Annotated in this window: 21 protein-coding genes and 1 tRNA gene; 11 read left to right on the forward strand and 11 right to left on the reverse strand. The window is 74.4% G+C overall.

Features of this window, described 5'->3' with window-relative positions:
* Positions 1-38 precede the first annotated feature (38 nt).
* From BM414_RS01470 to mnhG, 6 genes are read left to right on the forward strand one after another with little or no spacing between them, the layout of a single operon-like run.
* Positions 39-2,915, forward strand: coding sequence for a Na+/H+ antiporter subunit A (locus BM414_RS01470; RefSeq protein ID WP_093577658.1), 2,877 nt, complete (start codon positions 39-41; stop codon positions 2,913-2,915).
* Complete coding sequence (locus BM414_RS01475; RefSeq protein WP_093577659.1) at positions 2,912-3,403, forward strand: Na(+)/H(+) antiporter subunit C; 492 nt, start codon at positions 2,912-2,914, stop codon at positions 3,401-3,403. Before BM414_RS01470 ends, BM414_RS01475 begins: the two co-directional genes overlap by 4 nt.
* A complete protein-coding gene (locus tag BM414_RS01480; protein ID WP_175551372.1) occupies positions 3,400-5,082 on the forward strand; it encodes a Na+/H+ antiporter subunit D in 1,683 nt (560 codons plus the stop codon). The genes BM414_RS01475 and BM414_RS01480 overlap by 4 nt, the downstream gene beginning before the upstream one ends.
* Positions 5,079-5,642 carry a Na+/H+ antiporter subunit E gene (locus BM414_RS01485; RefSeq protein ID WP_093577660.1) on the forward strand — a complete coding sequence of 188 codons (564 nt, stop codon included), beginning with the start codon at positions 5,079-5,081 and terminating at the stop codon, positions 5,640-5,642. Before BM414_RS01480 ends, BM414_RS01485 begins: the two co-directional genes overlap by 4 nt.
* Positions 5,639-5,968, forward strand: coding sequence for an MrpF/PhaF family protein (locus tag BM414_RS01490; protein WP_093577661.1), 330 nt, complete (start codon positions 5,639-5,641; stop codon positions 5,966-5,968). The genes BM414_RS01485 and BM414_RS01490 overlap by 4 nt, the downstream gene beginning before the upstream one ends.
* The gene (gene mnhG / locus BM414_RS01495; protein WP_093577662.1) at positions 5,965-6,372 is read left to right on the forward strand and encodes a monovalent cation/H(+) antiporter subunit G; all 408 of its coding nucleotides are present in this window, start codon (positions 5,965-5,967) and stop codon (positions 6,370-6,372) included. The genes BM414_RS01490 and mnhG overlap by 4 nt, the downstream gene beginning before the upstream one ends.
* A gap of 45 nt (positions 6,373-6,417) precedes the next feature.
* Here the strand turns inward: mnhG and leuA are convergent, their stop codons facing one another.
* The 3 genes from leuA to BM414_RS01510 all read right to left on the reverse strand — a co-directional run bounded on the left by leuA (position 6,418) and on the right by BM414_RS01510 (position 10,791).
* On the reverse strand, positions 6,418-8,154 hold the full coding sequence (gene leuA, locus BM414_RS01500; RefSeq protein ID WP_245784384.1) for a 2-isopropylmalate synthase: 1,737 nt from the start codon (positions 8,152-8,154) through the stop codon (positions 6,418-6,420).
* A 174-nt stretch (positions 8,155-8,328) separates the two neighbouring features.
* The gene (locus tag BM414_RS01505; RefSeq protein WP_139245686.1) at positions 8,329-8,985 is read right to left on the reverse strand and encodes a helix-turn-helix domain-containing protein; all 657 of its coding nucleotides are present in this window, start codon (positions 8,983-8,985) and stop codon (positions 8,329-8,331) included.
* A gap of 213 nt (positions 8,986-9,198) precedes the next feature.
* A complete protein-coding gene (locus BM414_RS01510; protein WP_093577664.1) occupies positions 9,199-10,791 on the reverse strand; it encodes a phospholipase D family protein in 1,593 nt (530 codons plus the stop codon).
* 94 nt (positions 10,792-10,885) lie between these two features.
* Here BM414_RS01510 and BM414_RS01515 point away from each other — a divergent pair, with 94 nt between their 5' ends.
* From BM414_RS01515 to BM414_RS01525, 3 genes are read left to right on the forward strand one after another with little or no spacing between them, the layout of a single operon-like run.
* Positions 10,886-12,154, forward strand: coding sequence for an aspartate kinase (locus BM414_RS01515; protein WP_093577665.1), 1,269 nt, complete (start codon positions 10,886-10,888; stop codon positions 12,152-12,154).
* Positions 12,151-13,200: an aspartate-semialdehyde dehydrogenase gene (locus tag BM414_RS01520; RefSeq protein WP_093577666.1), complete on the forward strand. Its 1,050-nt coding sequence runs from the start codon at positions 12,151-12,153 to the stop codon at positions 13,198-13,200. Before BM414_RS01515 ends, BM414_RS01520 begins: the two co-directional genes overlap by 4 nt.
* 6 nt (positions 13,201-13,206) lie before the next feature.
* Positions 13,207-14,517, forward strand: coding sequence for a glycosyltransferase 87 family protein (locus tag BM414_RS01525; RefSeq protein WP_093577667.1), 1,311 nt, complete (start codon positions 13,207-13,209; stop codon positions 14,515-14,517).
* Here BM414_RS01525 and BM414_RS01530 read toward each other — a convergent pair.
* The 5 genes from BM414_RS01530 to BM414_RS01550 all read right to left on the reverse strand — a co-directional run bounded on the left by BM414_RS01530 (position 14,477) and on the right by BM414_RS01550 (position 19,964).
* On the reverse strand, positions 14,477-16,294 hold the full coding sequence (locus BM414_RS01530; protein ID WP_093577668.1) for a S9 family peptidase: 1,818 nt from the start codon (positions 16,292-16,294) through the stop codon (positions 14,477-14,479). The two genes, BM414_RS01525 and BM414_RS01530, sit on opposite strands and share 41 nt — an antisense overlap.
* 4 nt (positions 16,295-16,298) lie before the next feature.
* On the reverse strand, positions 16,299-17,426 hold the full coding sequence (locus BM414_RS01535; RefSeq protein ID WP_093577669.1) for a hemolysin family protein: 1,128 nt from the start codon (positions 17,424-17,426) through the stop codon (positions 16,299-16,301).
* A complete protein-coding gene (locus tag BM414_RS01540) occupies positions 17,423-18,769 on the reverse strand; it encodes a hemolysin family protein (RefSeq protein WP_093577670.1) in 1,347 nt (448 codons plus the stop codon). Before BM414_RS01540 ends, BM414_RS01535 begins: the two co-directional genes overlap by 4 nt.
* 115 nt (positions 18,770-18,884) lie before the next feature.
* Positions 18,885-18,958, reverse strand: a tRNA-Pro gene (locus tag BM414_RS01545).
* A 94-nt stretch (positions 18,959-19,052) separates the two neighbouring features.
* The gene (locus BM414_RS01550; protein ID WP_093577671.1) at positions 19,053-19,964 is read right to left on the reverse strand and encodes a metallophosphoesterase; all 912 of its coding nucleotides are present in this window, start codon (positions 19,962-19,964) and stop codon (positions 19,053-19,055) included.
* An 80-nt stretch (positions 19,965-20,044) separates the two neighbouring features.
* On the opposite strand from BM414_RS01550, the gene BM414_RS01555 reads away from it, so the two are divergent.
* On the forward strand, positions 20,045-20,497 hold the full coding sequence (locus BM414_RS01555) for a GatB/YqeY domain-containing protein (RefSeq protein ID WP_093577672.1): 453 nt from the start codon (positions 20,045-20,047) through the stop codon (positions 20,495-20,497).
* A gap of 8 nt (positions 20,498-20,505) precedes the next feature.
* Here the strand turns inward: BM414_RS01555 and BM414_RS01560 are convergent, their stop codons facing one another.
* The 3 genes from BM414_RS01560 to bagA are packed head-to-tail and all read right to left on the reverse strand — an operon-like array spanning position 20,506 to position 25,030.
* Entirely contained in the window at positions 20,506-22,746 is a 2,241-nt protein-coding gene (locus tag BM414_RS01560; RefSeq protein WP_093577673.1) for a transglycosylase domain-containing protein, read from the reverse strand.
* Between the two features lie 41 nt (positions 22,747-22,787).
* The gene (gene bagB / locus BM414_RS01565; RefSeq protein ID WP_217644465.1) at positions 22,788-24,044 is read right to left on the reverse strand and encodes an ATPase BagB; all 1,257 of its coding nucleotides are present in this window, start codon (positions 24,042-24,044) and stop codon (positions 22,788-22,790) included.
* The gene (gene bagA, locus BM414_RS01570) at positions 24,041-25,030 is read right to left on the reverse strand and encodes an ATPase BagA (protein ID WP_093577875.1); all 990 of its coding nucleotides are present in this window, start codon (positions 25,028-25,030) and stop codon (positions 24,041-24,043) included. Before bagA ends, bagB begins: the two co-directional genes overlap by 4 nt.
* A 95-nt stretch (positions 25,031-25,125) precedes the next feature.
* On the opposite strand from bagA, the gene sp36 reads away from it, so the two are divergent.
* Positions 25,126-25,299: a Sp36 family protein gene (sp36, locus tag BM414_RS01575; RefSeq protein WP_093577674.1), complete on the forward strand. Its 174-nt coding sequence runs from the start codon at positions 25,126-25,128 to the stop codon at positions 25,297-25,299.
* Positions 25,300-25,301 lie beyond the last annotated feature (2 nt).

Consider the following 25,301-nt stretch of genomic DNA (forward strand, 5'->3'; position numbering starts at 1 on the left):
CCTGGTGTCCCCGAGCCGCCCACGACTCCCGGAGACACGTGCTCGTCCTCCTGCTCCTCCACCTGCTCGCCGGCCTGCTGGCGCCCGTGCTCGTGCGGTGGTGGGGGCGCCAGGCCTTCCTCGCCCTGGCCCTGGTGCCGGCCGCGGGCTTCGGCTGGGTGGTCACCCGGCTCGGCCCCGTCCTGGCCGGCGAGGAGCAGCGGGAGACCGTCGCGTGGATCCCCGTCCTCGACCTCGACGTCGCGCTCCGCCTGGACGCCCTGGCGCTCGCCTTCGCCGCGCTGGTCACCGGCGTCGGGGCGCTGGTGCTGGTCTACTGCGCCCGCTACTTCTCCCCGGGCGAGGAGGGCACCGGTCGCTTCGCCGGGTGCCTCACCGCCTTCGCCGGGTCGATGCTCGGCCTGGTCCTCGCCGACGACATGCTCCTGCTCTACGTGTTCTGGGAGCTCACCACCGTCTTCTCGTTCCTCCTGATCGGCGGCTCGGGACGGCGGCTGGCCGCGCGGCGGGCGGCGTCGCAGGCGCTGATCCTCACCACCGCCGGCGGCCTGGCCATGCTGGTGGGCCTGATCCTCGTCGGCCAGGCCAGCGGCTCCTACCGGCTGTCGGAGGTCGTGGCCGACCCCGGCAGCGGCACCGCGATGACCGTGGGTGCGGCCCTGGTGCTCGCCGGCGCGGTGACGAAGTCCGCGCTCGTGCCGTTCCACTTCTGGCTGCCCGCGGCCATGGAGGCGCCGACGCCGGTCAGCGCCTACCTGCACGCCGCCGCGATGGTGAAGGCCGGCGTGTACCTCGTCGCCCGGCTGGCCCCCGGCCTGGCCGACGTGCCGGGGTGGCGGCCGGTCGTCCTCGGCCTGGGCGTGGCCACGATGCTCGTGGGCGGGTACCGGGCACTGCGCCAGAAGGACCTCAAGCTGCTGCTCGCCTTCGGCACCGTCAGCCAGCTGGGGTTCCTGCTGACCCTGGTCGGCGCCGGCAGCGCCGAGCTCGCCGCCGCCGGGCTGACCATGACCCTGGCGCACGGGCTGTTCAAGTCCACGCTGTTCCTCACCGTCGGCGTCGTCGACCACGCGACCGGCACCCGCGACCTGCGCCGGCTGTCCGGCCTCGGCCGGCGGCTGCCGGTCCTGGCCGCCGTCGGCACCGCCGCCGCGGCCTCGATGGCCGGGCTGCCGCCGCTGCTGGGCTTCGTCGGCAAGGAGGCGGCGTTCACCGCACTGCTCGACGGCGGCCTGCCCGACCGGACCGCCGCGGTGGTCGTCCTCGTCGGGCTGGTCACGGGCTCGGTGCTCACCGCCGCCTACACCGCACGCTTCGTCTGGGGTGCCTTCGCCCGCAAGCCCGGCGTCCCGGGCACCGCGCTCGAGCACCCGCCGGAGGCGCTGTTCCTCGCCGCGCCCGCCGTCCTCGCGCTCGCCGGGCTGGTGCTCGGGCCGGCCAGCCCACTGCTGGACCCGCTGGTCACCGCCTACGCCGAGACGCTGCCGCTCTACGCTCCCGAGGCCGAGCACCTGGCGCTGTGGCACGGCTGGCAGCCGGCGCTGGCGCTGTCGGCGCTCACCGTGCTCGGCGGTGCCGCGCTGTTCGCCGTCCGCGGGCCGGTCCAGCGCCTGCAGGGTCGCGTGGCGGTCGGGGCCTCGGCGGACGAGGGCTACTGGAACGTCGTGCAGGGTGTCGACCGGCTCTCGGTGCTGGTCACCGGCACCACCCAGCGCGGCTCGCTGCCGGCCTACCTCGGGACGATCCTCGCCGTCGTCCTCGCGCTGCCGGGCACGCTGCTGCTCACGCAGGCGCCGTGGCCGGGGGAGTGGCGGGCCTGGGACACCCCGGTGCAGGCCGTCGTCGGGGTCGTCGTGGTGACCGCCGCCGCGCTCACCCTGCGGATCCGCCAGCGGCTGTCCGCGGTCCTCGTCGTCGGCGTCACCGGCTACGGCATCGCCGTCGTCTTCGCGCTGCAGGGCGCCCCGGACCTCGCGCTCACCCAGTTCCTCGTGGAGACGCTGACCCTCGTCGTCTTCGTGCTGGTCCTGCGCAAGCTCCCCAAGGACATCACCGAGCGGCACCGGCCCCGCGAGCGCGCCGTCCGCGGGGTGATCGCGGTGTCGGTCGGCGCGTTCATGGGCGCGGTCGGCGCCGTGGCACTGGCCGTCCGGACGGCGACGCCGGTGTCGGCCGGCTGGCCCGGGCCGGCGTACGACTTCGGCGGCGGCAAGAACGTCGTCAACGTGACCCTGGTCGACATCCGCGCGTGGGACACGATCGGCGAGGTCTCGCTGCTGGTCGTCGCCGCCACCGGCGTGGCCAGCCTCGTCTTCCTCCGCGGGCGCACCGGCGGGGTGGACCGGGTGACCCGCGCGCAGCTGTCCCGGTCGGGTGAGAGCGGCCGCCGGGCCCCGCGCGACCGCTGGCTGGCCGCCACCGCGACGCTCGACCCGGCACGGCGCTCGGTCGTGCTCGAGGTGGTCACCCGGCTGCTGTTCCACACGATCACGGTGTTCTCGCTGTACCTGCTCTTCAGCGGGCACAACGAGCCCGGCGGCGGCTTCGCCGGCGGCCTGGTCGCGGGCCTGGCGCTGGTGCTGCGCTACCTGGCCGGCGGGCGCTACGAGCTCGGGGAGGCCGCGCCGGTCGCGCCGGGCCTGCTGCTGGGCAGCGGGCTGCTGGTCGCCGGCGTCAGCGGCGTGGCCGGGCTGCTGCTGGGCGGCGGGGTCCTGCAGACGGCGGTGGTGGAGACGACGCTGCCCGTGCTCGGCGACGTCAAGCTCGTGACCTCGCTGTTCTTCGACTGCGGCGTCTACCTGATCGTCGTCGGGCTGGTCCTCGACGTGCTGCGCAGCCTGGGCGCGGAGCTCGACCGCCAGGAGGACCAGGAGGACCCGATCGAGCTGAGCCCCGGAGAGGTGGTGCTGCGATGACCCCCACGATCGTGCTGCCGGTGATGATCGGCGGGCTCTACGCGGCCGGGGTGTACCTGCTGCTCGACCGCAGCCTCACCCGCGTGCTGCTCGGCTTCCTGCTGCTGGGCAACGCGACCAACCTGCTGCTGCTGTCCAGCGGCGGCCCGGCGGGGCTCGCGCCGATCCTCGGCTACTCCGACGCCGACGAGATCAACGACCCGCTGCCGCAGGCGCTGATCCTCACCGCCATCGTGATCACCTTCGGCATCTCGGCGTTCGTGCTGGCGATCATCCACCGCTCCTGGCGGCTGGCCCGCAACGAGGCCGTCGGCACCGACGAGGAGGACCGCCGGGTCGCCGCCCGCCGGGCCACCGACGCCGACGAGCTCGACCCCGACGACCTCGCCCCCGAGGACCGCGCGGCGATGCACGCCGACTCGCTGCGCGCCGACCTCGAGGAGATCGCCGACGACGTCGACGTCCCGGCCGGGCGCGGTGCCCCGTGATCGAGGTCCTCGCGCCGCTGCCGGTGCTGCTCCCGCTGCTCGGCGCGGCCGGGGCGCTGCTGGTTGCGCGGCACCCCACCTTCCAGCGCTCCCTGAGCATCGTCGTGCTCGTCGCGGTGCTCGGCGTCTCGGTGGCGCTGCTGTTCCTCGCCGACGCCCAGGGTGCCGGCGCGGTGTCCGTCGGCGGCTGGCCGGTCCCGCTGGGCGTCGTCCTGGTCGTCGACCGGCTGTCGGCGCTGATGCTGGTGGTCGCCTCGACCGTGGCGCTGGGCGTGCTGGTGTTCGCCGTCGGTCAGGGCGCGGCCGACGGGTCGGAGGAGACGCCGCTGTCGATCTTCCACCCGACGTTCCTCGTGCTCGTGGCGGGCGTGAGCAACGCCTTCCTCGCCGGCGACCTGTTCAACCTCTACGTCGGCTTCGAGATCCTGCTGATGGCGTCGTACGTGCTGCTGACCCTGGGCGGGACGGCGGCGCGCATCCGCGGCGGCATCACCTACATCGTCGTCAGCCTGACCAGCTCGCTGCTGTTCCTCGCCGGGATCGGGCTGGTGTACGCCGCCACCGGCACGGTGAACATGGCGCAGCTGGCGGTGCGGCTGGCCGAGCTGCCCGAGGGCATGCAGGTGGTGCTGCAGTCGATGCTGCTGGTCGCGTTCGGGATCAAGGCCGCGGTCTTCCCGCTGTCGGCCTGGCTGCCCGACAGCTACCCGACCGCGCCGGCACCGGTCACCGCCGTCTTCGCCGGCCTGCTCACCAAGGTCGGCGTGTACGCGCTCATCCGCACCCAGACGCTGCTGTTCCCCGGCGGCGCGCTCGACGACGTGCTCATGTGGGCGGCGCTGGCGACGATGCTGGTGGGCATCCTCGGCGCCGTCGCCCAGAGCGACCTGCGCCGGATGCTGTCGTTCACGCTGGTCAGCCACATCGGCTACATGGTCTTCGGCATCGCCCTCGGGACGGCGGCGGGCCTGGCCGGCGCGGTCTTCTACGTCACCCACCACATCGCCATCCAGACCACCCTGTTCCTGGTCGCCGGGCTGGTCGAGCGCCAGGGCGGGACGACGGCGGTCGACCGCCTGGGCGGGCTGGCCCGGCGCTCGCCGCTGCTGGCGGTCCTGTTCTTCGTGCCGGCGATGAACCTGGCCGGCATCCCGCCGCTGTCGGGGTTCATCGGCAAGCTCGGCCTGCTCGAGGCCGGCGTCGCGGAGGGCAGTGCCATGGCCTACGCGCTGGTCGCCGGCGGGGTGGTCACCAGCCTGCTCACGCTGCTCGCGGTCGGCCGCGTCTGGACCCGCGCCTTCTGGCGGTCCCCGAACCAGGCCCCGGCCGAGGACACCGCCGCGGCGGCCGCCGCGGACGCCACCCAGCGCCGGCGTCCTGCGGACGACGACCTCGCCGCCCCCGACGACGACCGGCCGCGCACCGCGCTGCAGGACGCCTGGCGCCGGCACACCGCGGTGGCGACGGCGACCGAGGCGGAGGTGCCGCCCGCCGCCGGGGCGGTCCGGGCGCTGCGCCCGCTGCCGCCGACGATGGTGGGGGCGACCGCGGCGCTGGCGGCGCTCACGGTGGCCCTGACCGGGCTGGCGGGGCCGCTGTACGGCCTGGCCGACCGGGCCGCGACGGACCTGGTCGACCGCACGCCCTACGTCTCGTCGGTGTTCGGGGAGGCGCCGTGACCGTGGAACCCGCCGCCACGCGGCTGCGGCACCAGGTCCCGCTCGCCGTCTGGCTGGTGCTGGTCTGGATGCTGCTGTGGGGCACCTGGTCGTGGGCGAACCTGCTCTCCGGCCTCGTCGTCGCGCTCGTCGTGCTGGTCCTGCTGCCGCTGCCGCACGTGGTGGGCGGCGTGCGGGTGCGCCCCGCGCCCCTGCTGGCGTTCCTCGGGCACTTCGTCGTCGACCTGTTCCTGTCCGGTGCCGAGGTGGCCTGGCAGGCCCTGCGGCCGCGGGGGGTGCACCGCACCGCGATCATCCAGGTGCAGCTGCGCGTCGACTCCGACCTGCTGCTGACGATGGTCGCCGAGGCGACCTCGCTGGTGCCCGGCTCGCTGGTGCTCGACCTGGACCGCGAGCAGCGGTTGATGACGCTGCACCTGCTGCCCGTGCGCGACCGCGCCGACGTCGAGCGCAAGCGCGCCAACGTCCTGGTGGTCGAGGAGCGCCTGGTCCGGGCGTTCGGCTCGGCGGAGGACGTCGCCGCCCTGGACGCCGCCCGCACGGGGGTGACCGCGCCGTGACGGTGGTGGGCGCGGTGCTCTACGCGCTGATCGGCGGGGGCGCGCTGCTCTGCCTCGTCCGGCTGGTGCGCGGGCCGTCCCTGTTGGACCGGGTGGTCGCCACCGACACCCTGCTCGTGATCATCTCGGCGGGCCTCGCGGTGCACGTCGCGCTGGTGCGCGACCCGACGCTGGTCCCGGTGCTGGTCGTGGTGTCGCTGCTGGCCTTCGTCGGCTCGGTGTCGGTCGCCCGCTACGTGGGCGGGATGCTGCTGCGCTCGCGCACCGGGGACGGCCGGGACCTCGGCCTGCCGGTGGCCGCCGAGGTCGAGGAGGGCCGGTCGTGACCGCGCTCGCCGACGTCGTCGCCTTCGCCTGCCTGCTGGCCGGCGCCCTGCTCTGCCTGACCGCCGGGCTGGGCCTGGTGCGGTTCCCCGACGTGCTGTCGCGGATGCACGCCGGCACCAAGCCCCAGGTGCTCGGGGTCCTGCTCGTCATGGTCGGCGCCGCCATCCGGCTCGACGGCTGGGCCAACGCCTGGATGCTGCTGCTCGTGGCGGCGTTCCAACTGCTCACCGCACCGGTGAGCGCACACCTGATCAGCCGGGTCGCCTACCGCCGCCGGCACGTCCGGCGTGACCTGCTGCTCGTCGACGAGCTGGGGACCCCCGGGCACCAGGACGACGCCCACCGGGGGGACGAGCCCGGCGACGCCCCGCCCGAGCATCCGGCGGTCCGGCCGGCCGGGTGAGGGCCCGGCCGGGACGGCGTCGTCGCGCCGCCCCGGCCCGGGCGCCTACCGCTGGGCGCGGTTGACCGCGGAGACCACCGCGCGCAGCGAGGCGCTGACGATGTTCGGGTCGATGCCCACGCCCCACAGCACCCGCTCGCCGACGGCGCACTCGACGTAGGCGGCGGCGCGGGCGTCGCCGCCGGCGCTGAGCGCGTGCTCGGCGTAGTCGAGGACCCGGACGTCGACGTCGAGGGTGCGCAGCGCCTCGACGAACGCCGCGATCGGCCCGTTGCCGCGGCCCTGCACGGTGACCGGGACGCCGTCGGCGATCAGCTCGACCACCATCTCGTCGAGCTGGCCGCCGTGCGTGGTGTGCCGGTGCCCGGCGAGGGCGAAGCGGCCCCACGGGGCGTCGGGGTCGGGCAGGTACTCGCTGCTGAAGGCGGCCCACATCTGCTGCGCGGTGACCTCACCGCCCTCGTCGTCGGTGTGCCGCTGCACGACGGCGCTGAACTCGATCTGCAGCCGGCGCGGCAGGTCGAGGTGGTTCTCCGTCTTCATGACGTAGGCGACGCCGCCCTTGCCGGACTGGCTGTTGACCCGGATGACCGCCTCGTAGCTGCGGCCGACGTCCTTGGGGTCGATGGGCAGGTACGGGACCGCCCACGGCATCTCGTCGACCGGCTTCCCGGCGTCGGCCGCGTCGGCCTCCAGCGCCCGGAAGCCCTTGTTGATGGCGTCCTGGTGCGAGCCGGAGAAGGCGGTGTAGACCAGGTCGCCACCGTAGGGGTGCCGCTCGTGCACGCCGAGCTGGTTGCAGTACTCGACGGTGCGGCGGATGTCGTCGATGTCGGAGAAGTCGATCTGCGGGTCGATGCCCTGGCTGAACAGGTTCAGGCCCAGGGTGACCAGGTCGACGTTGCCGGTGCGCTCGCCGTTGCCGAACAGGCAGCCCTCGATGCGGTCGGCGCCGGCGCGGTAGCCCAGCTCGGCGGCGGCGACGGCGGTGCCGCGGTCGTTGTGCGGGTGCAGCGACAGGACGACGGCGTCGCGGCGGCCCAGGTTGCGGTGCATCCACTCGACCTGGTCGGCGTAGACGGTCGGCTCGGCCATCTCGACGGTCGCCGGCAGGTTGAGGATGGTCGGCCGGTCCGGGGTCGGCTCCCAGACGTCGGTGACGGCGTTGCAGATCTCGACGGCGAAGTCCAGCTCGGTGCCGGTGAAGGACTCGGGGCTGTACTCGAAGCGGATCTCGGTGTCCCCGGCCTGCTCGGCCAGCTTGCGGACCAGCTGGGCCCCGTGGACGGCGATGTCGACGATGCCGGCACGGTCGCTGTTGAAGACGACGCGGCGCTGCAGGGTGCTGGTCGAGTTGTAGAGATGGACGATCGCCTGCCGGGCGCCGCGCAGGGACTCGAAGGTGCGCTCGATCAGCTCGTCGCGGGCCTGGGTGAGGACCTGGATCGTGACGTCGTCGGGTACCAGGTCGTCCTCGACGAGCTGGCGGATGAAGTCGTAGTCGGTCTGGCTGGCCGCCGGGAAGCCGGCCTCGATCTCCTTGTAGCCCATCCGCACCAGCAGCTCGAACATGCGGCGCTTGCGGTCGGGGGACATGGGGTCGATCAGGGCCTGGTTGCCGTCGCGCAGGTCGACGGCGCACCAGCGCGGGGCCACGGTGGTGACGCGGTCGGGCCAGGTGCGGTCGGGCAGGTCGACCTGCTGGAACGGGGCGTAGCGGGAGATCGGCATCCCCGAGGGACGCTGCGGGTTGCGGGCGTGCGGGTGCTGCGGGCTGCTCACGGTGGTCTGACTCCTCTGGCGCGGGCTGGACTGTCGCTCCGGGGGCGGTCAGCGGGCGCCGGGACGTCTTCGACCACGGCAGGATCTCCGCGGCGAGGGAGCCGACCTAGGAGGAGGCCTCGCCGCGGCGGGTAAGCAGGAGGCTGCCGCGCACGGGCCCACGGTAGCAGCGGGTCAGCTCAGGTCGCAGCCACACACGCAGTCCGGCGCGTGCGGTCCCGGGCGGCCCGGGATGGGCGGGCGCTCGTCGAGCAGCAGGTCCTCGCAGGCCGGCGGGCACTCGCAGCGGAAGTCGCCGACCGACGGCTGTCCCGGCTCCTCCTCCAGGCGTCGCGCCCGCTCCTCGGCGCGGGCCCTCCACGCGGCCGCCCGCCGGGCCGCGGCCCGCTCGGCGAGCGAGTCGCCGGGCCGGGGGAGCTGGTGGTCGTCGGGGACCCCGCCGCGCGCCTGCCGCAGGCGGTCCCGCCAGGACCGGTCGCGGGTGAACGTGTACGTGACCGGGCGGCGGTCGAACCGGTGCGGCCCGTGCCACCAGCCGTCGTCGCCGTGCCGGGTGTCGAGGTGGGCCGGGAAGTGCCGCCCGCCCTCGTCCCGGACGGCGTCGCCGTCCATCGGCGCCACCTCGTCGCCCCGCGCGTCCAGCAGCGCCAGCCGCAGCCCGGCGACGGCCGCCAGACGGGCCAGCGCGCGGGCGTCGAGCCCGCGCGTCCCCGCCTCGGCAGCGGCGACCGTGGAGGCCGGGACTCCGCCGGTCTGTGCCAGCTCCCGCTGGGACAGGTCCGCGGCACGGCGGATCCTCCGGAGCAGGCCGGCCAGGTCGAACTCGGACACCCGGGCAGCGTGCGCGTGCAGCGCGCCGATCGACTGCCCCTCTTGTCCTCCTGTGGACGCTCGTGCTCTGCCCACAGGTGTAGGCAGAGCTCGAAGGCCGGAGGTGCTAGGGGTCGGCGCGCGCGCTCGTGCTCTGCACACGGGTGTGAGCAGAGCACGACCGCGCTGGGGAGAGGTCGGTCCCTGTGGGCGCTGCCCGGGGCCGGCTCGGGGTCAGAACTCGCGGCGGCGGCGGAGACGGAGCGGTCGGCCGTCGGGGTCGTCGACGAGCCGGTACAGCGGCGTCGCCCAGAGCCGGGTGGTCAGGGACAGCTGCTCGGGCTCGTGGTGGCGCAGCCGGCCGCGCGGGCGGGGGCCGCGGCGGCCACCGGCGTACCAGGCGTCGAGCTCGTCGGCCTGGGCCTCCAGCGTGGTCACGAAAGCCGCCGGGTCCAGCAGGTCGGCGTCCTCGCTGCCGTCGGCGGCGCGGTCGGTGTGCTCGCGGGCCAGGACCAGCCGCAGGTCCCGGGCGAAGGTGCGCGCGCCGTCGCCGGTGCCGGCGGGGTCACGCGGCTCGCGGGGGTCCAGGGTCGTGTCGAGGACGGCGCTGGACAGCTCGCTGTCGTGCGTCCACGAGCGGCGGTTGAAGTTGTCGCTGCCGACGCTGGCCCACACGTCGTCGACCACGCACACCTTCGCGTGCACGTAGACCGGCGTCCCCTCGTGGTTCTCGATGTCGAACACGTGCACGCGGTCGCGGTCGGCCCGGCGGACCATCTCCAGCGCCTGCCAGCGGCCCACGTACTGCGGCGTCTTGGCGATGGCGCCGTCCTGGTCGGGGACGCGGGGGACGACGACGACCAGGTGCAGGTCGGGGTGGTCGCGCAGCGCGTCGGCGAACAGCTGCGCGACCTCGCCCGACCACATGTACTGGTCCTCGAGGTAGATCAGCCGCCGGGCCCGGCGGATCGCCTTGGAGTACCCGCGGGCCACCGACCGCTCGCCGCCGGGCGCGAAGCGGTACGGCGGGCGCATCGCCGGATACGTGCGCAGGTTCTGCACCAGGTGCGGCCCCATCGGGGGCGGGGCGGGCAGCTGCGGCGCCAGCCGGTCGGCGAACATCCGGCTCCGCCGCAGCCGGTCGATGACGTGGGCGACCGGATTGCCCTGGTCGGGGTCCATCGGGTCGTCCCAGCGCTCCCGGAACACCGTGTCCACCGCCGCGACCGCCGGTCCGCGGATCATCAGCTGCACGTCGTGCCACGGCGGCGTGGGGCCGTAGGCCGCCGCCATCGGGAGCGACTGCGGGTCGCCGCGGTGGTCGGCGTCGTCGCGGCGGCTGTGGCACAGGTCGATGCCGCCCACGAAGGCGACGTCCTTCGTGGCGTCCTGGTCGTGCCGGCAGACGACCAGCTTCTGGTGGTGGCTGCCGCCGCGGCGCACCCGCTGGTCCAGGACCACCAGGCCGCCGCCGTCCTCGACCTCCCGGTCCAGCGCCCGGTTCTCGCGCGAGCTGAACGACAGCCAGTCCACGTGTGAGCGCCAGACCAGCCCGCGCACGGTCACCCCGCGCTGCACGGCCTCGGTGAACAGCTGCGCGACCGTCGGCCCGCCGGGACGCAGCTCCTCGTCGGGGTCCCCGCGCCAGTCGGTGAAGAAGAGGTGGTCGTCCTCGTCGAGCGCCTGGACGCACTCGACGAGCTGGTCGAAGTAGGCGGTGCCGTGCACCAGGGGCACGGCGAGGTTGCCCTCGGTCCAGGCGGGCAGGTCCGTGGCCGCGTTGCCCCGTTCCTCTGCGCTGAGCAGCCAGTCCTCGGGTGCGGTCATCCGGTGATCACATCGCGCGCCGCGAGGGGACGCAATGGGGCGGCGCCGGGCTGCTTCCCGGGGTCGGGAGCCAGCATCGGTAGCCTGTGGACCCGTGGCCCTCGTCGTGCAGAAGTACGGTGGCTCCTCCGTGGCCTCCGCCGCCCACATCAAGCGCGTCGCGGAGCGCATCGTCGCGGAGAAGAAGGCCGGCAACGACGTCGTCGTCGTGGTCTCGGCGATGGGTGACACCACCGACGAGTTGCTGGACCAGGCCGCGCAGATCACCGACGACCCGCCCGGCCGCGAGCTCGACATGCTGCTCACCGCGGGCGAGCGCATCTCGATGGCGCTGCTGGCCATCGCGATCAACACGCACGGCTACGAGGCCCGCTCGTTCACCGGCTCGCAGGCCGGGGTGATCACGACCTCCAGCCACGGCAAGGCGCGGATCATCGACGTCACGCCCGGCCGGCTGCGCTCGGCGCTCGACGAGGGGTCGATCGTCATCGTCGCCGGGTTCCAGGGCGTCAGCCAGGACACCAAGGACATCACCACGCTCGGCCGCGGCGGCTCGGACACCACCGCGGTCGCCGTCGCCGCCGCCCTGCGCGCCGACGTCTGCGAGATCTACACCGACGTCGACGGCGTCTTCACCGCCGACCCGCGGATCGTCCCCAACGCCCGCCGGCTCGACACCGTCACCTACGAGGAGATGCTCGAGCTCGCGGCCTCCGGCGCGAAGGTGCTCATGCTCCGCTGCGTCGAGTACGCCCGCCGCTACGGCATCCCGGTGCACGTCCGCAGCTCCTACTCACAGCTCCCCGGCACCGTGGTGGCCGGCTCGATGGAGGACCTCAGCGTGGAACAGGCGATCATCACCGGCGTCGCGCACGACCGCAGCGAGGGCAAGATCACCGTCTACGGCGTCCCGGACCGGCCGGGCGAGGCCGCGCAGCTCTTCCGCGTGCTCGCCGACGCCGAGATCAACATCGACATGATCGTGCAGAACGTGTCGGCCGAGGCCAGCAAGATCGCCGACATCTCCTTCACGCTCCCCAAGAGCGACGGCCCGGCCGCGATCGCCGCGCTGGAGAAGGTCAAGCACACCGTCGGCTACAGCGACGTCCGCTTCGACCAGCACATCGGCAAGGTGAGCCTGGTCGGCGCCGGCATGCGCAGCCACCCCGGCGTCTCGGCCCGCTTCTTCGGCGCCCTGGCCGACGCCGGCGTGAACCTCGAGCTCATCAGCACCTCGGAGATCCGCATCTCCGTGGTCTGCCGCGACACCGACGTCGACCTCGCCGTCCGCGCGGTGCACGACGCCTTCGACCTCGGCACCGACGAGGCCGAGGCCGTGGTCTACGGAGGGACCGGACGATGACCGCGTTCAGCAGTGACGGCCTGCGGGTCGGGATCGTCGGCGCCACCGGCCAGGTCGGCGCGGTCATGCGCCAGATCCTCGCCGAGCGCCGCTTCCCGCTCAGCGAGCTGCGGTTCTTCGCCAGCGCGCGCAGCGCCGGCAGCACCCTGCCCTGGGGCGACGGCGAGATCACCGTCGAGGACGCCGCCACCGCCGACCCCACCGGGCTCGACGTCGCGCTGTTCTCCGCCGGCGCCAGCACCTCACGGGCGCAGGCGCCGCGGTTCGCCGAGGCCGGCGTGACCGTCGTCGACAACAGCTCCGCGTTCCGCCGCGACGCCGACGTGCCGCTCGTCGTCGCCGAGGTGAACCCGCAGGCCCTGGCCGACGTCCCCCGCGGCATCATCGCGAACCCGAACTGCACCACCATGGCCGCGATGCCGGTGCTCCGGCCGCTGCACGACGAGGCGCAGCTGGTCCGGCTGGTCGCCAGCACCTATCAGGCGGTCTCCGGCAGCGGCGTGGCCGGCGTCGAGGAGCTCGACGGGCAGGTGAAGGCGGTCGTCGACAAGGCTGCCGAGCTGACTCACGACGGCGCCGCGGTGGCCTTCCCCGAGCCGCAGAAGTACGTGCGCCCGATCGCCTTCAACGTGCTGCCGATGGCCGGCTCCCTGGTCGACGACGGCTCGTTCGAGACCGACGAGGAGCAGAAGCTCCGCAACGAGAGCCGCAAGATCCTCGGCATCCCCGACCTGCGCGTCTCGGGCACCTGCGTGCGGGTGCCGGTCTTCACCGGGCACTCGCTGTCGCTCAACGTCGAGTTCGCCCGGCCGCTGACCGTCGCGCGCGCCACCGAGCTGCTCGGCGACGCCCCGGGCGTGCAGCTCACCGACGTCCCGACACCCCTGCAGGCCGCCGGGCAGGACCCCAGCTACGTCGGGCGCATCCGGCAGGACCAGAGCGTCGACGACGACCGCGGTCTGGTGCTGTTCGTGAGCAACGACAACCTGCGCAAGGGCGCGGCGCTCAACACCGTGCAGATCGCCGAGCTGCTGCTCCGGCGCTGAGCGGAGGTGGCACCCGTCGGCCGTCCGGGGGTCGGTAGGCGGGTCACCGCGCAGGCCGGCGCGGTCCTCGTGCTGACGGCGCTCGCCGCGCTGGTCTCCGTGCTGGTGCCGAACGACCCCTGGCACAACTGGTTCGACCTGCGCGTCTACGACGGCGCGGCCGAGTGGTGGCGCTCGGGCCGGCCGCTCTACGACTACACCTACGGCCGCACGCAGTACGGCTTCACCTACCCGCCGTTCGCAGCGCTCGCGGTGCTGCCGATGACCCTGCTGCCGATCGAGGCGGTCGCGGCCGTGCACGCCACGGTCAACCTGCTCGTCCTCGCCGGCGTGACCTGGTGGCTGATCGCCCCGCTGGCCCGCCGGCACGGGTGGCCCGCCGGGTTCAGCGTCGCCGCCGCGGTCCCGGTGCTGTTCGTGCTCGAGCCGGTGCGGGAGACGATCGGGTTCGGCCAGGTCAACCTGGTGCTGCTGGCGCTGGTGCTGGCCGACGTCGCCGCGCTGCGCCGCGGGTCGCGGTGGGCCGGAGTCGGCATCGGGCTGGCCGCGGCGCTCAAGATCACGCCCGGCCTGTTCCTGGTGTACCTGCTGCTGACGCGACGCTGGCGCGCGGCCGCCGTCGCGGCCGCCACCGGCGCCGTCGCGACCGGCCTGGCGTTCGCGGTCGCGCCGGACACCTCGTGGCGGTTCTTCACCTCCACGCTGTGGCAGACCGACCGGGTCGGCCGGCTGGACAAGACCTCCAACCAGTCGCTGCTCGGCGGGCTGGCGCGGCTCACCGACCCTGCCCAGCCGCCGCGGCTGGTGTGGCTGGTCCTGGTCGTCGCCGTCCTGGGGCTGGTGCTGATCCGCGCGGTCCGTGCCGCCCGCGCCGGTGACGACCTGGCCGGGATCGCGCTCACCGGGCTGGCCGCCTGCCTGGTCAGCCCGATCTCCTGGTCGCACCACCTCGTCTGGCTGGTGCCGGCGCTGGTCGTCCTCCTCGACGTCGCGGCGGGGAGCCCGGCAGAACAGGGGACGCCGTCGTGGGCCCGCTCCCGCCGGTCCGCCGGGGCGCTGGTCGCCGTCGCAGCGCTGGTCCTCGCGTCGTCGTCGATCTGGTTCGCCGAGGCCGACCCCGGACACCACCACGACCGCGGGGTGCTGGGTGTCGTGGTCGAGGACCTCTACCTGCTGACGACGCTCGCCGTCGCCGCGCTGCTACCCGCACGGGGGAGGGGTCCGTCCGGGCGCGGGGGCCGGAGACCTCCCGACCGGGCGGACGGAGCGGCTCCACTCAGCGGGGGGACGGCTCCTGGCCGCGGTGTCCACCGGTAGGTGGACAGTGTCTCAGCGCGAAGGCCAGTGCCGTCTCGACCTGCCGGATCGTCTCCTCGATGACCAGCGAGCCGTGGCCGGCGTCGAAGCGGTACACCTCGTGCTGCTTGCCCAGCCGCTCGAGCTCGCCGAGGTAGTTCTCGATCTGCCGGATCGGGCAGCGCGGGTCGTTGGCCCCGGCGACGACGAGCACCGGCGCGCGCACCCGCTCGACGTGGGTGATCGGTGAGGACCGCACGTAGCGCTCGCGCACCTCGTCGGGAGAGCCGCCGAACAGCGCCCGGTCGTAGGCCCGCAGGCCCTCCATCTCGTCCTCGTAGGCGGCCAGGTAGTCGGCCACCGGGACCTCGGCGATGCCGGCGGCCCAGCGCTCGGGCTGCGTGCCCAGGCCCAGCAGGGTGAGGAAGCCGCCCCAGGAGCCGCCGGTGAGCACCGCCCGCGCCGGGTCGAGGAAGCCCTCGGCGACCAGCGCGTCGTAGACGGCGGCGACGTCCTCGAGCTCGGTGGGACCCGGCCGGCCCGTGAGCGCGTCGCGCCAGGCGCTGCCGTAGCCGGTGGAACCGCGGTAGTTGACGTGCACGACCGCGTAGCCGGCGTCGACGTAGGCGGCCCGGCGGGCGCGGTAGGAGTCGTCGTCGGCCGACTCCGGGCCGCCGTGCACCAGGAACGCCGTCGCGTACGGCGCCTCCCCGGCGGGCCGCACGACCAGGGCGTGCACGTCGCCGCCGGGACCGGGCACCCAGCGGTCCTCGACCGGGTACGCCGCGGGCGGCTCCTCGCCGGGCGCGGCGAGCACCACCGGGCCGTCGGCGCGGCGGATCACCGGCGGGAGCTGCGACGACGACCACGCCAGCTCCACGGTGCCGTCGGGCCGGGCCGTGGCGCCGCGGACGACGCCGGACGGGGTGTCCAGCCGTTCCAGCGCCCCGGTGCCGAGGTCGTAGCGGTAGAGCTCGCTGCGGGCGGCGTGGTCGTGCCCGACCAGCAGCGCCGAGCCGTCGGGGTACCAGCCGGCGGTGACGTCGCCGGGGAGGTCGAGGACGATCTCCACCTCGGAGTCGGCCACGACGTCCCAGACCAGCAGCTCCTCGCGGCCGCGCCGCTCGTGCCCGACCAGCAGCCGCCGGTCGCCGGGCAGCGGGGCGAACTCCAGCGCGTGCAGGCCGCGCCCCTCGCCGTCCCACTTCTCCGCGACGACGGCGTCGTCGGCGGTCCGCAGCACGCGCAGGGCCGGGTAGCGCGGGTCGCCGTGCTCGGAGTGCGACACGACGAGCAGCTCGTCGTCGAGGGTGAGGGCGTCGACCGAGGCGGGGTCCTCGTGCCGGTAGACCACGCGCGGGGTGCCGCCGACGGGGGCCAGCCACAGCTCGCTGCCGTCGTCCGTGGACCGGCCGATCGCGACCAGCGAGCCGCCGATCTCCAGGCCCGCGGGGTAGGCGGGGCCCACCTCCGGGACGGCGACCCGGTCCTCCCCGCCCGCGAAGGGCTGCACCATCCAGACGCCGAACTCGTCGCCGTCGGTGTCGGCGAACCACCAGATCGTCTCGCCGTCGGGCGACAGCGTGCCGATCAGCGTGCCGTTGGGCCGGTCTGTGGCCTGGCGGTGGGCATCGGTGGTGCGGTCCCACGCGTACTGCTCGACGACGCCGCTGACGTCGGAGGCGTACAGGCACCGCTGCGGCGCGTGCAGCGCCCAGTCGGGCAGGCTGACGCGGGGCGCGCGGAAGCGCGCCTGCCAGCGGGTGGTGACCTCCGGGGACAGGACGGGGGCGCTCACCCCGTCATCTTCCCCCGGCGCCCGCGCCGGCCGGCTGGCCGCCCCGGCCCCGTCCGCGGGCGGCCCGGTCGGCGAGGACCTTTGCCTGCTCGGCCGCGGCGTCGCGGACGTCGCCGATGAGCAGCTCGAGCACGTCCTCCAGGGCCACCAGGCCGACGGTCCGGCGCTCTCCGCCGTCGCTGCTGACCACGCCGCCGAGGTGCGAGCCCTGGGCCCGCATCTCGGAGAGCACCTCGGGCAGCTTGGTGTCCGGCGCGATCGGCACCAGCGGCGTGACGAGGTCGTCGGGCATCGGCCGGTCGCGGTCCGCGCCGCCCACCCCGAGGGCGTCCTTGACGTGCACGAAGCCGAGCAGGGCGCCGTCGTCGCCGTGGACCGGGTAGCGGCTGAACCCGTGCTCGGCGACGACGGCCTCCAGCTGCCGCGGCGTGGTCGAGCGGGGCACGGTCACCACGGTGTCCATCGGCAGCAGCACGTCCTCCACGGTGTGCTGCTCGAACTGCAGCGCGCCGGCGGCCAGCTCGCTCACCTCGGTGCCGAGCAGGCCCTCCTGCCGCGACTGCGTGATCATCGAGCGGATCTCGGTCTCGTCGAAGCTGGCGGCGATCTCGTCGGTGGGGGTGGCGCCGAACAGCCGCACGAAGACGTTGGCCGTGGTGTTGAAGGCCCAGATCACCGGCTTGAGCAGCCGGGTGAAGGCGGCCAGCGGCGGCCCGAGCGCGATGGCCGCGTTGTCCGGGCCGGCGAGGGTGATGTTCTTCGGCACCATCTCGCCGAGCACCATGTGCAGCACGGTCACGATCGACAGCGCGATGACCAGCGCGATCGGGTGCAGCAGCGCGTCCGGGACGCCCACGGCGTGCAGCGGTGCCTCGATGAGGTGGGCGACGGCGGGCTCGCCGACCGCGCCCAGCCCCAGCGAGCACAGCGTGATGCCCAGCTGCGCGCCGGCCATCATCTGCGACACGTTGCGCATCGCGGCCAGGGTCTTGACCGCCCGCGCGGAGCCCGCCTCGGCCCGCGGCTCGATCTGGTCGACCCGCGCGGACACCAGCGCGAACTCCGCGGCGACGAAGAAGGCGTTGCCCAGCAGCAGCGCGACCAGGATCAGCAGGCTGATGACGTCGCTCATGCCGCGGCCTTCTCCGCGCGCAGCCGCGAGGCCGTGGCGCCCGCCGGGAGGACGACGGTCATCTCGGCCCGCACCCGGGCGATGCGCCGGCCGTCGAGCGTCTCCACCGTCAGCCGGGCCTGCTCGAGCTCCACCGTGTCGCCCTCCTCGGGGAGGCGTTGCAGCTGCTCGGCGAGGAAGCCGGCCAGGGTCTCGTAGCGGCCCTCGGGCACCGCGATGCCGGTCCGCTCGAGGACCTCGTCGGGCCGCAGCAGGCCGGACAGCATCCACTCGCCGTCCCCGACGCGGCGCAGCGTGCGCAGCGGCCGGTCGGTCTCGTCGGTGATCTCGCCGACCAGTTCCTCGATGATGTCCTCCAGCGTGACGACGCCGTGCGTGGCGCCCCACTCGTCGACCACGAGCGCGATCTGCAGGCCCTGCTCGCGCAGCAGGTCCAGCAGCCGCTCCAGGCGTAGGGACGACGGCACCGCGAGCACCGGGTCGGCGAGCTCCCCGGCGGTGCGGCGGGAGCGCTCGGCCTCCGGGACGGCGACCGCACGCTTGACGTGCACCACGCCGGTGACCTCGTCGAGGTCGGAGCCGTAGACGGGGAAGCGCGAGTTGCCCGACTCGGTGGCGGCGGTGATGACGTCGGCGGCGGTGGCGCTGGCCCGCAGCGTCCACAGCCGGGTGCGCGGGGTCATGACGTCGGTCGCGTACTTCGCGCGCAGGCCCAGGGATCGCTGCAGCAGCCGCGCGGCGACGGGGGAGAGGTCGCCCTCCTCGGCCGACCGGCGGGCGACGGCGGCCAGTTCGTCGGCGCCGCGGGCGGAGTCGAGCTCCTCGCGCGGCTCGAACCCCAGCCGCCGCACGATGGCGTTGGCCAGCCGCTGCAGGCCGTTGAGCAGGACGCCGGTGGCCGCGGTGAACGCGCGCATGCCCGGCGCGACGAAGCGGGCGACGCCGAGCGGGTTGGCGATGGCGAGGTTCTTCGGGCCGAGCTCGCCGAGGAGCATCTGCAACGTCGTCGCCAGCGCCAGCGCCAGGCCGTAGGAGACGCCCGTGGCGGCTCCCTGGGACAGCCCCAGGGCCTCGAGCGGGCCGTGCAGGAGCTGGCCGATCGCGGGCTCGGCGAGGTAGCCGACCACGAGGGTGGTCAGCGTGATGCCCAGCTGGGCGGCCGAGAGCTGGGTGGACAGCGACTTGAGCGCCGTCACGACACCGCCGGCGCCCGCGTCACCGGCCCGGGCGGCCTCCTCGGCACGACCGCGGTCCACGGTCGTGAGGGAGAACTCGGCGGCGACGAAGAAGCCGGTGAGTGCCGTGAGCACCACGGCGGCGAGGAGGAGCAACCACTCGGTCATCGGGTCCGTCGGTGCCCGTTACGGACCGGGCTCAACCCGTCAACCGTGTCCGGCCTCGACGGGAACGGGCCCGGAACGGCTGAGGGGCCGCCTCTCGGCGGCCCCTCGGCTGGAGTCGGGGTGACAGGATTTGAACCTGCGGCCTCGTCGTCCCGAACGACGCGCGCTACCAAGCTGCGCCACACCCCGGCGTTCCGCGACCACTGTAGCGCCCGTACTCCGCGGCCCCTCTGCAGGGTCCCGCCGCGAGCTCGCGAGCGGTGGGCGGCAGAGGGGTCCTTCCTCAGGCCGGCCGCGCGGTCAGGGTGAGCAGCGTCGCCTCGGGCGGGCAGGCGAAGCGCGCGGGCGCGTAGGGGCTGGTGCCCAGGCCGGCGGAGACGTGCAGCCAGGTCCCGTTCGGCCTCCCGGGCGCGGGCTCGGCCCACCGGTGCAGCCAGCGGACGCGGTCCCGGTCGATGCCGCAGTTGGTGACCAGCGCGCCGTAGAGGGGCACCCGCAGCTGCCCGCCGTGCGTGTGCCCGCACAGCAGCAGGTCGTAGCCGTCCGCGGCGAAGCGGTCGAGCACCCGCGGCTCGGGGGAGTGCACGACGCCGATGCGCAGGTCCGCCGTCGGGTCGGCCGGGCCCTCGACGAGGTCGTAGCGGTCCCGCTGGATGTGCGGGTCGTCGCACCCGGCGAACACGATGCGGCGGCCGGCCACGGTGAGCTCGCCGCGGGCGTTGGTGAGGTCCACCCAGCCGCGGCCGGTCAGCCCGTCGCGCAGCTCGTACCAGGGCAGGTCGATGCCGTGGACCCGCTTGTCGGGCTTCGTCAGGTAGCTGAACGGGTTCTTCGGCCGCGGCGCGTAGTAGTCGTTGGACGAGGTGACGAAGGCGCCGGGCCGGTCGAGCAGCGGGTCCAGTGCCTGCAGCACCGTCGGGACGGCGTCCAGCCCGGCCAGGTTGTCCCCGGTGTCGACGACGAGGTCGGGCTCGAGGTCGTCGAGGGCGGCCACCCAGTCCCGCTTGGACCGCTGCCCCGCGGTCATGTGCAGGTCCGACAGGTGCAGCACGGTCAGCGGCGCGGAGCCGGGGGCGAGCACGGGGACGTCGAAGCGGCGCAGGGTCCAACGGTTGCGCTCCACCAGGGACGCGTAGGCGACCGTGGAGGCGCCCGCCGCGACGGTGGCCGTGGGGAGGGCGGTGTACCAGCGCACGGGCCCGAGCCTACGGGCCGCCGCCGGAGCGGCCGCGAGCCGACGGGTGCCCAGCGGGGACGTCGTGCCAGGCTGAGGGCGTGTCTGCCCTCAAGGACCAGCTGCGCGCCGACCTGACCACCGCCATGAAGTCCCGCGACGAGCTGCGCACCGCCACGCTGCGGATGGTGCTGGCGGCGGTCAGCGCGGAGGAGGTCGCCGGCAAGGAGGCCCGCGAGCTGTCCGACGACGAGGTGCTCGGCGTGCTGCGCCGCGAGGCGAAGCGCCGCCGCGAGGCCGCCGAGGCGTTCGAGTCCGCCGGCCGCGCCGAGCAGTCCGCGCGCGAGCGGGCGGAGGGCGAGGTGGTGGCCGGCTACCTGCCCGCCCAGCTCGACGACGCCGACCTCACCGCGATCGTCGCCGACGCGGTCACCCGCACCGGCGCGACCGGCATGGAGGACATGGGCCGGGTCATGGGCGCGGCCAACGCGGTCGTCGCGGGCCGCGCGGAGGGCGCCCGGGTCGCCGCGGAGGTCCGCCGCCAGCTGGGCTGAGCGCCGGGTCAGTCGCCGAAGCCCCCGCCGCCGCCTCCGCCGCCCCGGCCGCCGTTGCCGGGCCGGCCGTTCGCGGTCCCCGGCTGCTCGACGCCCTGGTCCGGAGCCGGGCCCTGGTCGGGAGCCGCCGCGGGACCCCGGTCGGGAGCAGGCTCCCCGGCGGTGCCCTGCGTCGGCTGGGGGACCGGGCGACCCTGGCCCATCAGCACCGGGTCGGCCGGGGCGAACCCCGAGGTCGGCTTGTCGGCGAGGAACGGTGCCATCGCGTCGTGCCAGATGGTGGCCGGCTTGTTGCCGCCGAAGCCGCCGACGTTCTGGTTCTGCTTGGGGTTGAGCACCATCACGCTGGCCGCGTACTCGGGCATGATGCCCACGAAGGCAGCGGAGAAGTTGCTCTGCGAGGTGCCGGTCTTGCCGGCGATGACGTGGCCCGGCACCGCGGCCCGGGTGCCGGTGCCCTCGGGGTTGGCGACGTCGCCGACGAGGATGTTGGCGAGCGTGTTGGCGACCGGGGCCGGGATGGCCTCGGCGGTGCAGTTGCCGCCGGTGACGAGCGGCTGGCCGTCGTCGCGGGTGAGCGGCTGGCCGTTGCGGTCGAGCACCTGGGTCACCGGCACCGGGTCGCACCGGGTGCCCTGGGCGGCCAGCGTGGCGTAGGCGTTGGCGAGGTCCAGCGGGCTGGTGGCCTCGGCGCCGAGGGTGAACGACCCCCGGTTCTCGGCGATGATCTGGTCGGCCGGCGTCTGGTTCGGCTGGTCGAAGCCCATGCCCATGCGCTCGGCCATGCGCACCGGGCCCTCGACGCTGCCGAGGCGGTCCTGCAGCGCGAGGAAGTAGGTGTTCGACGAGCGGACCAGCGCCCCCACCATGTCGAGGGTGTCGGGGTAGTTGCCGGCGTTCTGCACGCAGTACTTGCCGTTGGCCTGCTCGCGGTCGCTCCCGCACGAGGGACCGTTGTAGATGCGCGAGGTGTACTGGTTGCCGGGCGTGCTGATCACGGTGTTGGCCGGGATGCCCGCCTCGAGCGCGGCGGCGGCGGTGAACACCTTGTAGGTGGACCCGGCGCCCTGGCTGGCCACGGTGTTGAGGACGACCGACTCGCACTGAGGGTCGGCGCAGCCGAACTGGCGGTTGACGCTCATCGCCAGGACGGCGCCGGTACCCGGCTGCACGGCGGTGAACATGCCGGCGAGCTCGGCCCCCATCGGCAGGGTGTTGAGGACCGCCTGGTCGCCGAGCGTCTGCAGCTGCGGGTTCAGCGTCGTCTGGATGGTCAGGCCGCCGTTGTCGAGCAGCTCCTGGGTGATGCCGAGCGTCTGGGTCAGGTACTGCTGCAGGAACGCGCAGAAGAACCCGCCGACGGCGGCGTCGATGCAGCCGTTGGGCGGGCTGATGCCCGGCGCGACCTGCACCGGCTCGGCCATGAGCGCGGCGAGCTGCTCCTCGTTCGTGCCCTCGAGGTGGCCGAGGTCGAACATCCGCTGCAGCACCTGGTTGCGGCGGGTCTGCCCGTTCTCCGGGTTGGTGACCGGGTCGTCGTTGGCCGGGCTCTGCACCAGCCCGGCCAACATCGCGGCCTGGGGGAGGTTCAGGTCGGCGGCGTTGACGCTGAAGTACTGCTGGGCGGCGGCCTGGATGCCGTAGGCGCCCTGCCCGAAGTACACGATGTTGAGGTAGCGGGTGAGGATCTCGTCCTTGGAGTAGGTCTCCTCCAGCGCCAGGGCCAGCCGGGCCTCGCGCAGCTTGCGCGACAGGCCCTCGACGCCGTCCTGCTCGATGGCCTCCTGACGCTCCTCGGCGCTGTCGGCGGTCTCCAGCAGGGTCTGCTTGACCAGCTGCTGGGTGATCGTCGAGCCACCCTCCTGCACCGAGCCCGCGGCCACGTTGGTCACCGCGGCGCGCAGGGTGCCCTGCACGTCCAGGCCGTTGTGGTCGTAGAAGCGCGCGTCCTCGATGTCAACCAGCGCCTGCTTCATCACGTCGGCGATCTGGTCGGAGCCCACGACCGTGCGGTTGTGGTTGTAGAAGTTCGTGATCAGCGAGCCGTCCGCGGCCAGCACGCGCGAGTTGCCCGCCGGGGTGGCGTCGGTGAGCTCCACCGGCAGCGCGTCGAGCAGTGACGCGGAGTTGCGTGCCGTCAGCCCGGCGCCGCCGACGAGGGGGAACAGCATGCCGGCGACGAGCGCGCCGGCCACCACGATCATCGCGGCGAGCTTGCCCAGGACCCGGGCGCGGGAGGGAGCAGACATCACCCGGAAGAGTACGGGGCGCGCCGACCCCGGAGCGCGGTTCAGGCGCGGCGCGCGGGCAGCACCCGGGTCCGCGGGACGCCCGTCGGCGTGTCGCCGTCGGGACCGGTCAGGGCCTCGGCCATCGTGCGCAGCCCGTCGAGGTCGTGCACGTCGCCGGCGGCCGCCGGGACGGCCCGCATCGCCACCTCGGGGTGCGCGCTGGTGAACCGGTCGGCCAGCCGCTGCTCGCGGGCGGCCAGCGTCATCCGCTCGGCGTGCACCCGCAGCGCGCCGGCGGCCAGGGCGACGGCAGGGTCGCCGTTCCCGGTCTCGGCGGCGGCCTCGGCCGCGGTCTCGGCGCGGGTGGCCGACAGCCGCGTGCTGGCCGGCGGGTGGGTCCGGTTGAGCACCAGCCCGGCCAGGGGCATGCCCTCGGAGGAGAGCCGGTCGACGAAGTAGGAGGCCTCGCGCAGCGCGTCGGGCTCCGGCGTCGCGACGACGACGAACCACGTGCCCGGCCGCCGCAGCAGCTCGTAGGTGGCGGTGGCCCGCTCGCGGAAGCCGCCGAACATCGTGTCGAGGGCGCTGACGAACGCGGAGATGTCGCGCAGCAGCTGGCCGCCGAGGACCTTGCTGATGATGCGGCTGAAGAACATCAGCCCGGCGCTGGCGAACTTGAACCCGGCCCGCCCGCCGGCCCGCGCGGGGGCGGTGAGCAGCCGGATCATCGTGCCGTCGAGGAAGCGGCTCATCCGGTTGGGCGCGTCGAGGAAGTCCAGCGCCGACCGCGACGGGGGCGTGTCGACGATGATCAGGTCCCAGGTGTCGGCCGCGCGCAGCTGACCGAGCTTCTCCATCGCCATGTACTCCTGCGTCCCGGCGAACGAGGACGACAGGGTCTGGTAGAAGGGGTTGGCCAGGATCTGCTCGGCCCGTTCGGGCGTCGAGTGCGAGACGACGATGTCATCGAACGTCCGCTTCATGTCCAGCATCATCGCGTGCAGCTCACCCGCGATCCCGGGGATCTCGACCTTCCTCGGCTCGTTGTCCAGCTCCTCCAGGCCCAGCGACTGCGCCAGCCGGCGGGCCGGGTCGATGGTGAGGACGACGACCCGCCGGCCGGCCTCCGCGGCGGCCAGGGCGAGCGCGGCCGACGTCGTGGTCTTGCCGACGCCACCCGAGCCGCAGCACACGAGGATCCGGGTGTCGGCGTCCTCGATCAGCGCGGCGAGGTCCATGGGTGGTGCCTGCCGTTCGGCCGCCGGGCGCGCGGGGGCGCGGGCCGGGCGGGGCGTCGCCTCCTCCGCGGCGCTCACGCGGCGACCTCCGCACCGAGGTGGTCCTCGAGCCGGCCGGCCAGCTCGAACAGGCACCCGAGGTCCATCGGGCCGGGCAGCAGCGGGAGTTCGGCCAGCGGGCGGCCCAGCGTCTCCACCCGGGCGCGCAGCGCGTCCTGGGCGGCCCACCGCTGGGCGTGCTCGACCGCCTCGGCGGCCAGGGCCTCGGCCAGCGCCGGGTCGTCGGGCAGGCCGGCCGCGGCCAGCCCGGGTGCCAGGTCGGCGCCGGTGACCGCGCCCTCGACGGCCCGCGCGAGGGCGGCCTCCGGGAGCACCGGCTCGCTGGCCATGTTGACGATCACCGACCCCACCGGCAGACGGGCCGCGGTGAGCTCGGCGATGGCGTCGGCGGTCTCCTGCACGGGCATGTCCTCGAGCAGCGTGACCAGGTGCACCGCGGTCTGCGGGGAGCGCAGCACCGCCATGACGCCGTCGCTCTGGGTCTTGATCGGGCCGGAGCGGGTGAGCTCGGACATCTCCCCGGTCACGTTGAGGAACTTGGTGATCCGCCCGGTCGGGGGCGCGTCGACGACGACCGCGTCGTAGACCCGCCGGCCGTCCTTGCGGCGGGTGACGGCCTCCTTGACCTTCCCGGTGATCAGGACGTCGCGCAGGCCCGGGGCGATCGTGGTGGCGAAGTCGACCGCGCCCATCTTGCGCAGCGCCCGGCCGGCCCGGCGGAGGTTGTAGAACATCTCGAGGTACTCGAGCAGGGCCTCCTCGACGTCGATCGCCAGGGCCCGCACCTCGCCCCCGCCGCGGGTGACCGCCACCCGGCGCTCCTCGTAGGGCAGCGGCGGGGTGTCGAAGAGCTGGGCGATGCCCTGCCGCCCCTCGCACTCGACCAGCAGGACGGTGCGTCCCTCGGACGCCAGGGCCAGGGCCAGGGCGGCGGCGACGGTGGTTTTACCGGTCCCGCCCTTCCCGGTCACGACGTGGCAGCGCACGGGGAAGTCGGGGCTCACCCGCACCAGCCTAGGAGCACTCTGCGGACTCCGGCCTCCCGCGGGCCGGGCGCACCCCCGGCTGGGCACCGCCGCCTGCGCTAGCGTCGTCCCCCATGAGCGAACCGGCCCGCCGCAGGTGGGAGTACGCCACCATCCCGCTGCTGATCCACAACACCAAGGCGATCCTCGACTCGTGGGGCGTCGACGGCTGGGAGCTGGTGACGGTGCTGCCGGGCCCCACCGGTCCCGAGCAGCCGGTCGCGTACCTCAAGCGCCCGCTCTCCTGAGG

This window comes from Geodermatophilus amargosae (genome assembly GCF_900116515.1).
Lineage (GTDB): Bacteria > Actinomycetota > Actinomycetes > Mycobacteriales > Geodermatophilaceae > Geodermatophilus > Geodermatophilus amargosae.

Excerpts from the sequence above, each read along its gene's own strand:
- BM414_RS01475 (WP_093577659.1), top strand. The coding sequence starts at position 2,912 with ATGACCCCCACGATCGTGCTGCCGGTGATGATCGGCGGGCTCTACGCG.
- BM414_RS01510 (WP_093577664.1), bottom strand. The coding sequence starts at position 10,791 with ATGACCGCACCCGAGGACTGGCTGCTCAGCGCAGAGGAACGGGGCAAC.
- BM414_RS01520 (WP_093577666.1), top strand. The coding sequence starts at position 12,151 with ATGACCGCGTTCAGCAGTGACGGCCTGCGGGTCGGGATCGTCGGCGCC.
- BM414_RS01535 (WP_093577669.1), bottom strand. The coding sequence starts at position 17,426 with ATGAGCGACGTCATCAGCCTGCTGATCCTGGTCGCGCTGCTGCTGGGC.
- BM414_RS01540 (WP_093577670.1), bottom strand. The coding sequence starts at position 18,769 with ATGACCGAGTGGTTGCTCCTCCTCGCCGCCGTGGTGCTCACGGCACTC.
- BM414_RS01560 (WP_093577673.1), bottom strand. The coding sequence starts at position 22,746 with ATGTCTGCTCCCTCCCGCGCCCGGGTCCTGGGCAAGCTCGCCGCGATG.
- sp36 (WP_093577674.1), top strand. The coding sequence starts at position 25,126 with ATGAGCGAACCGGCCCGCCGCAGGTGGGAGTACGCCACCATCCCGCTG.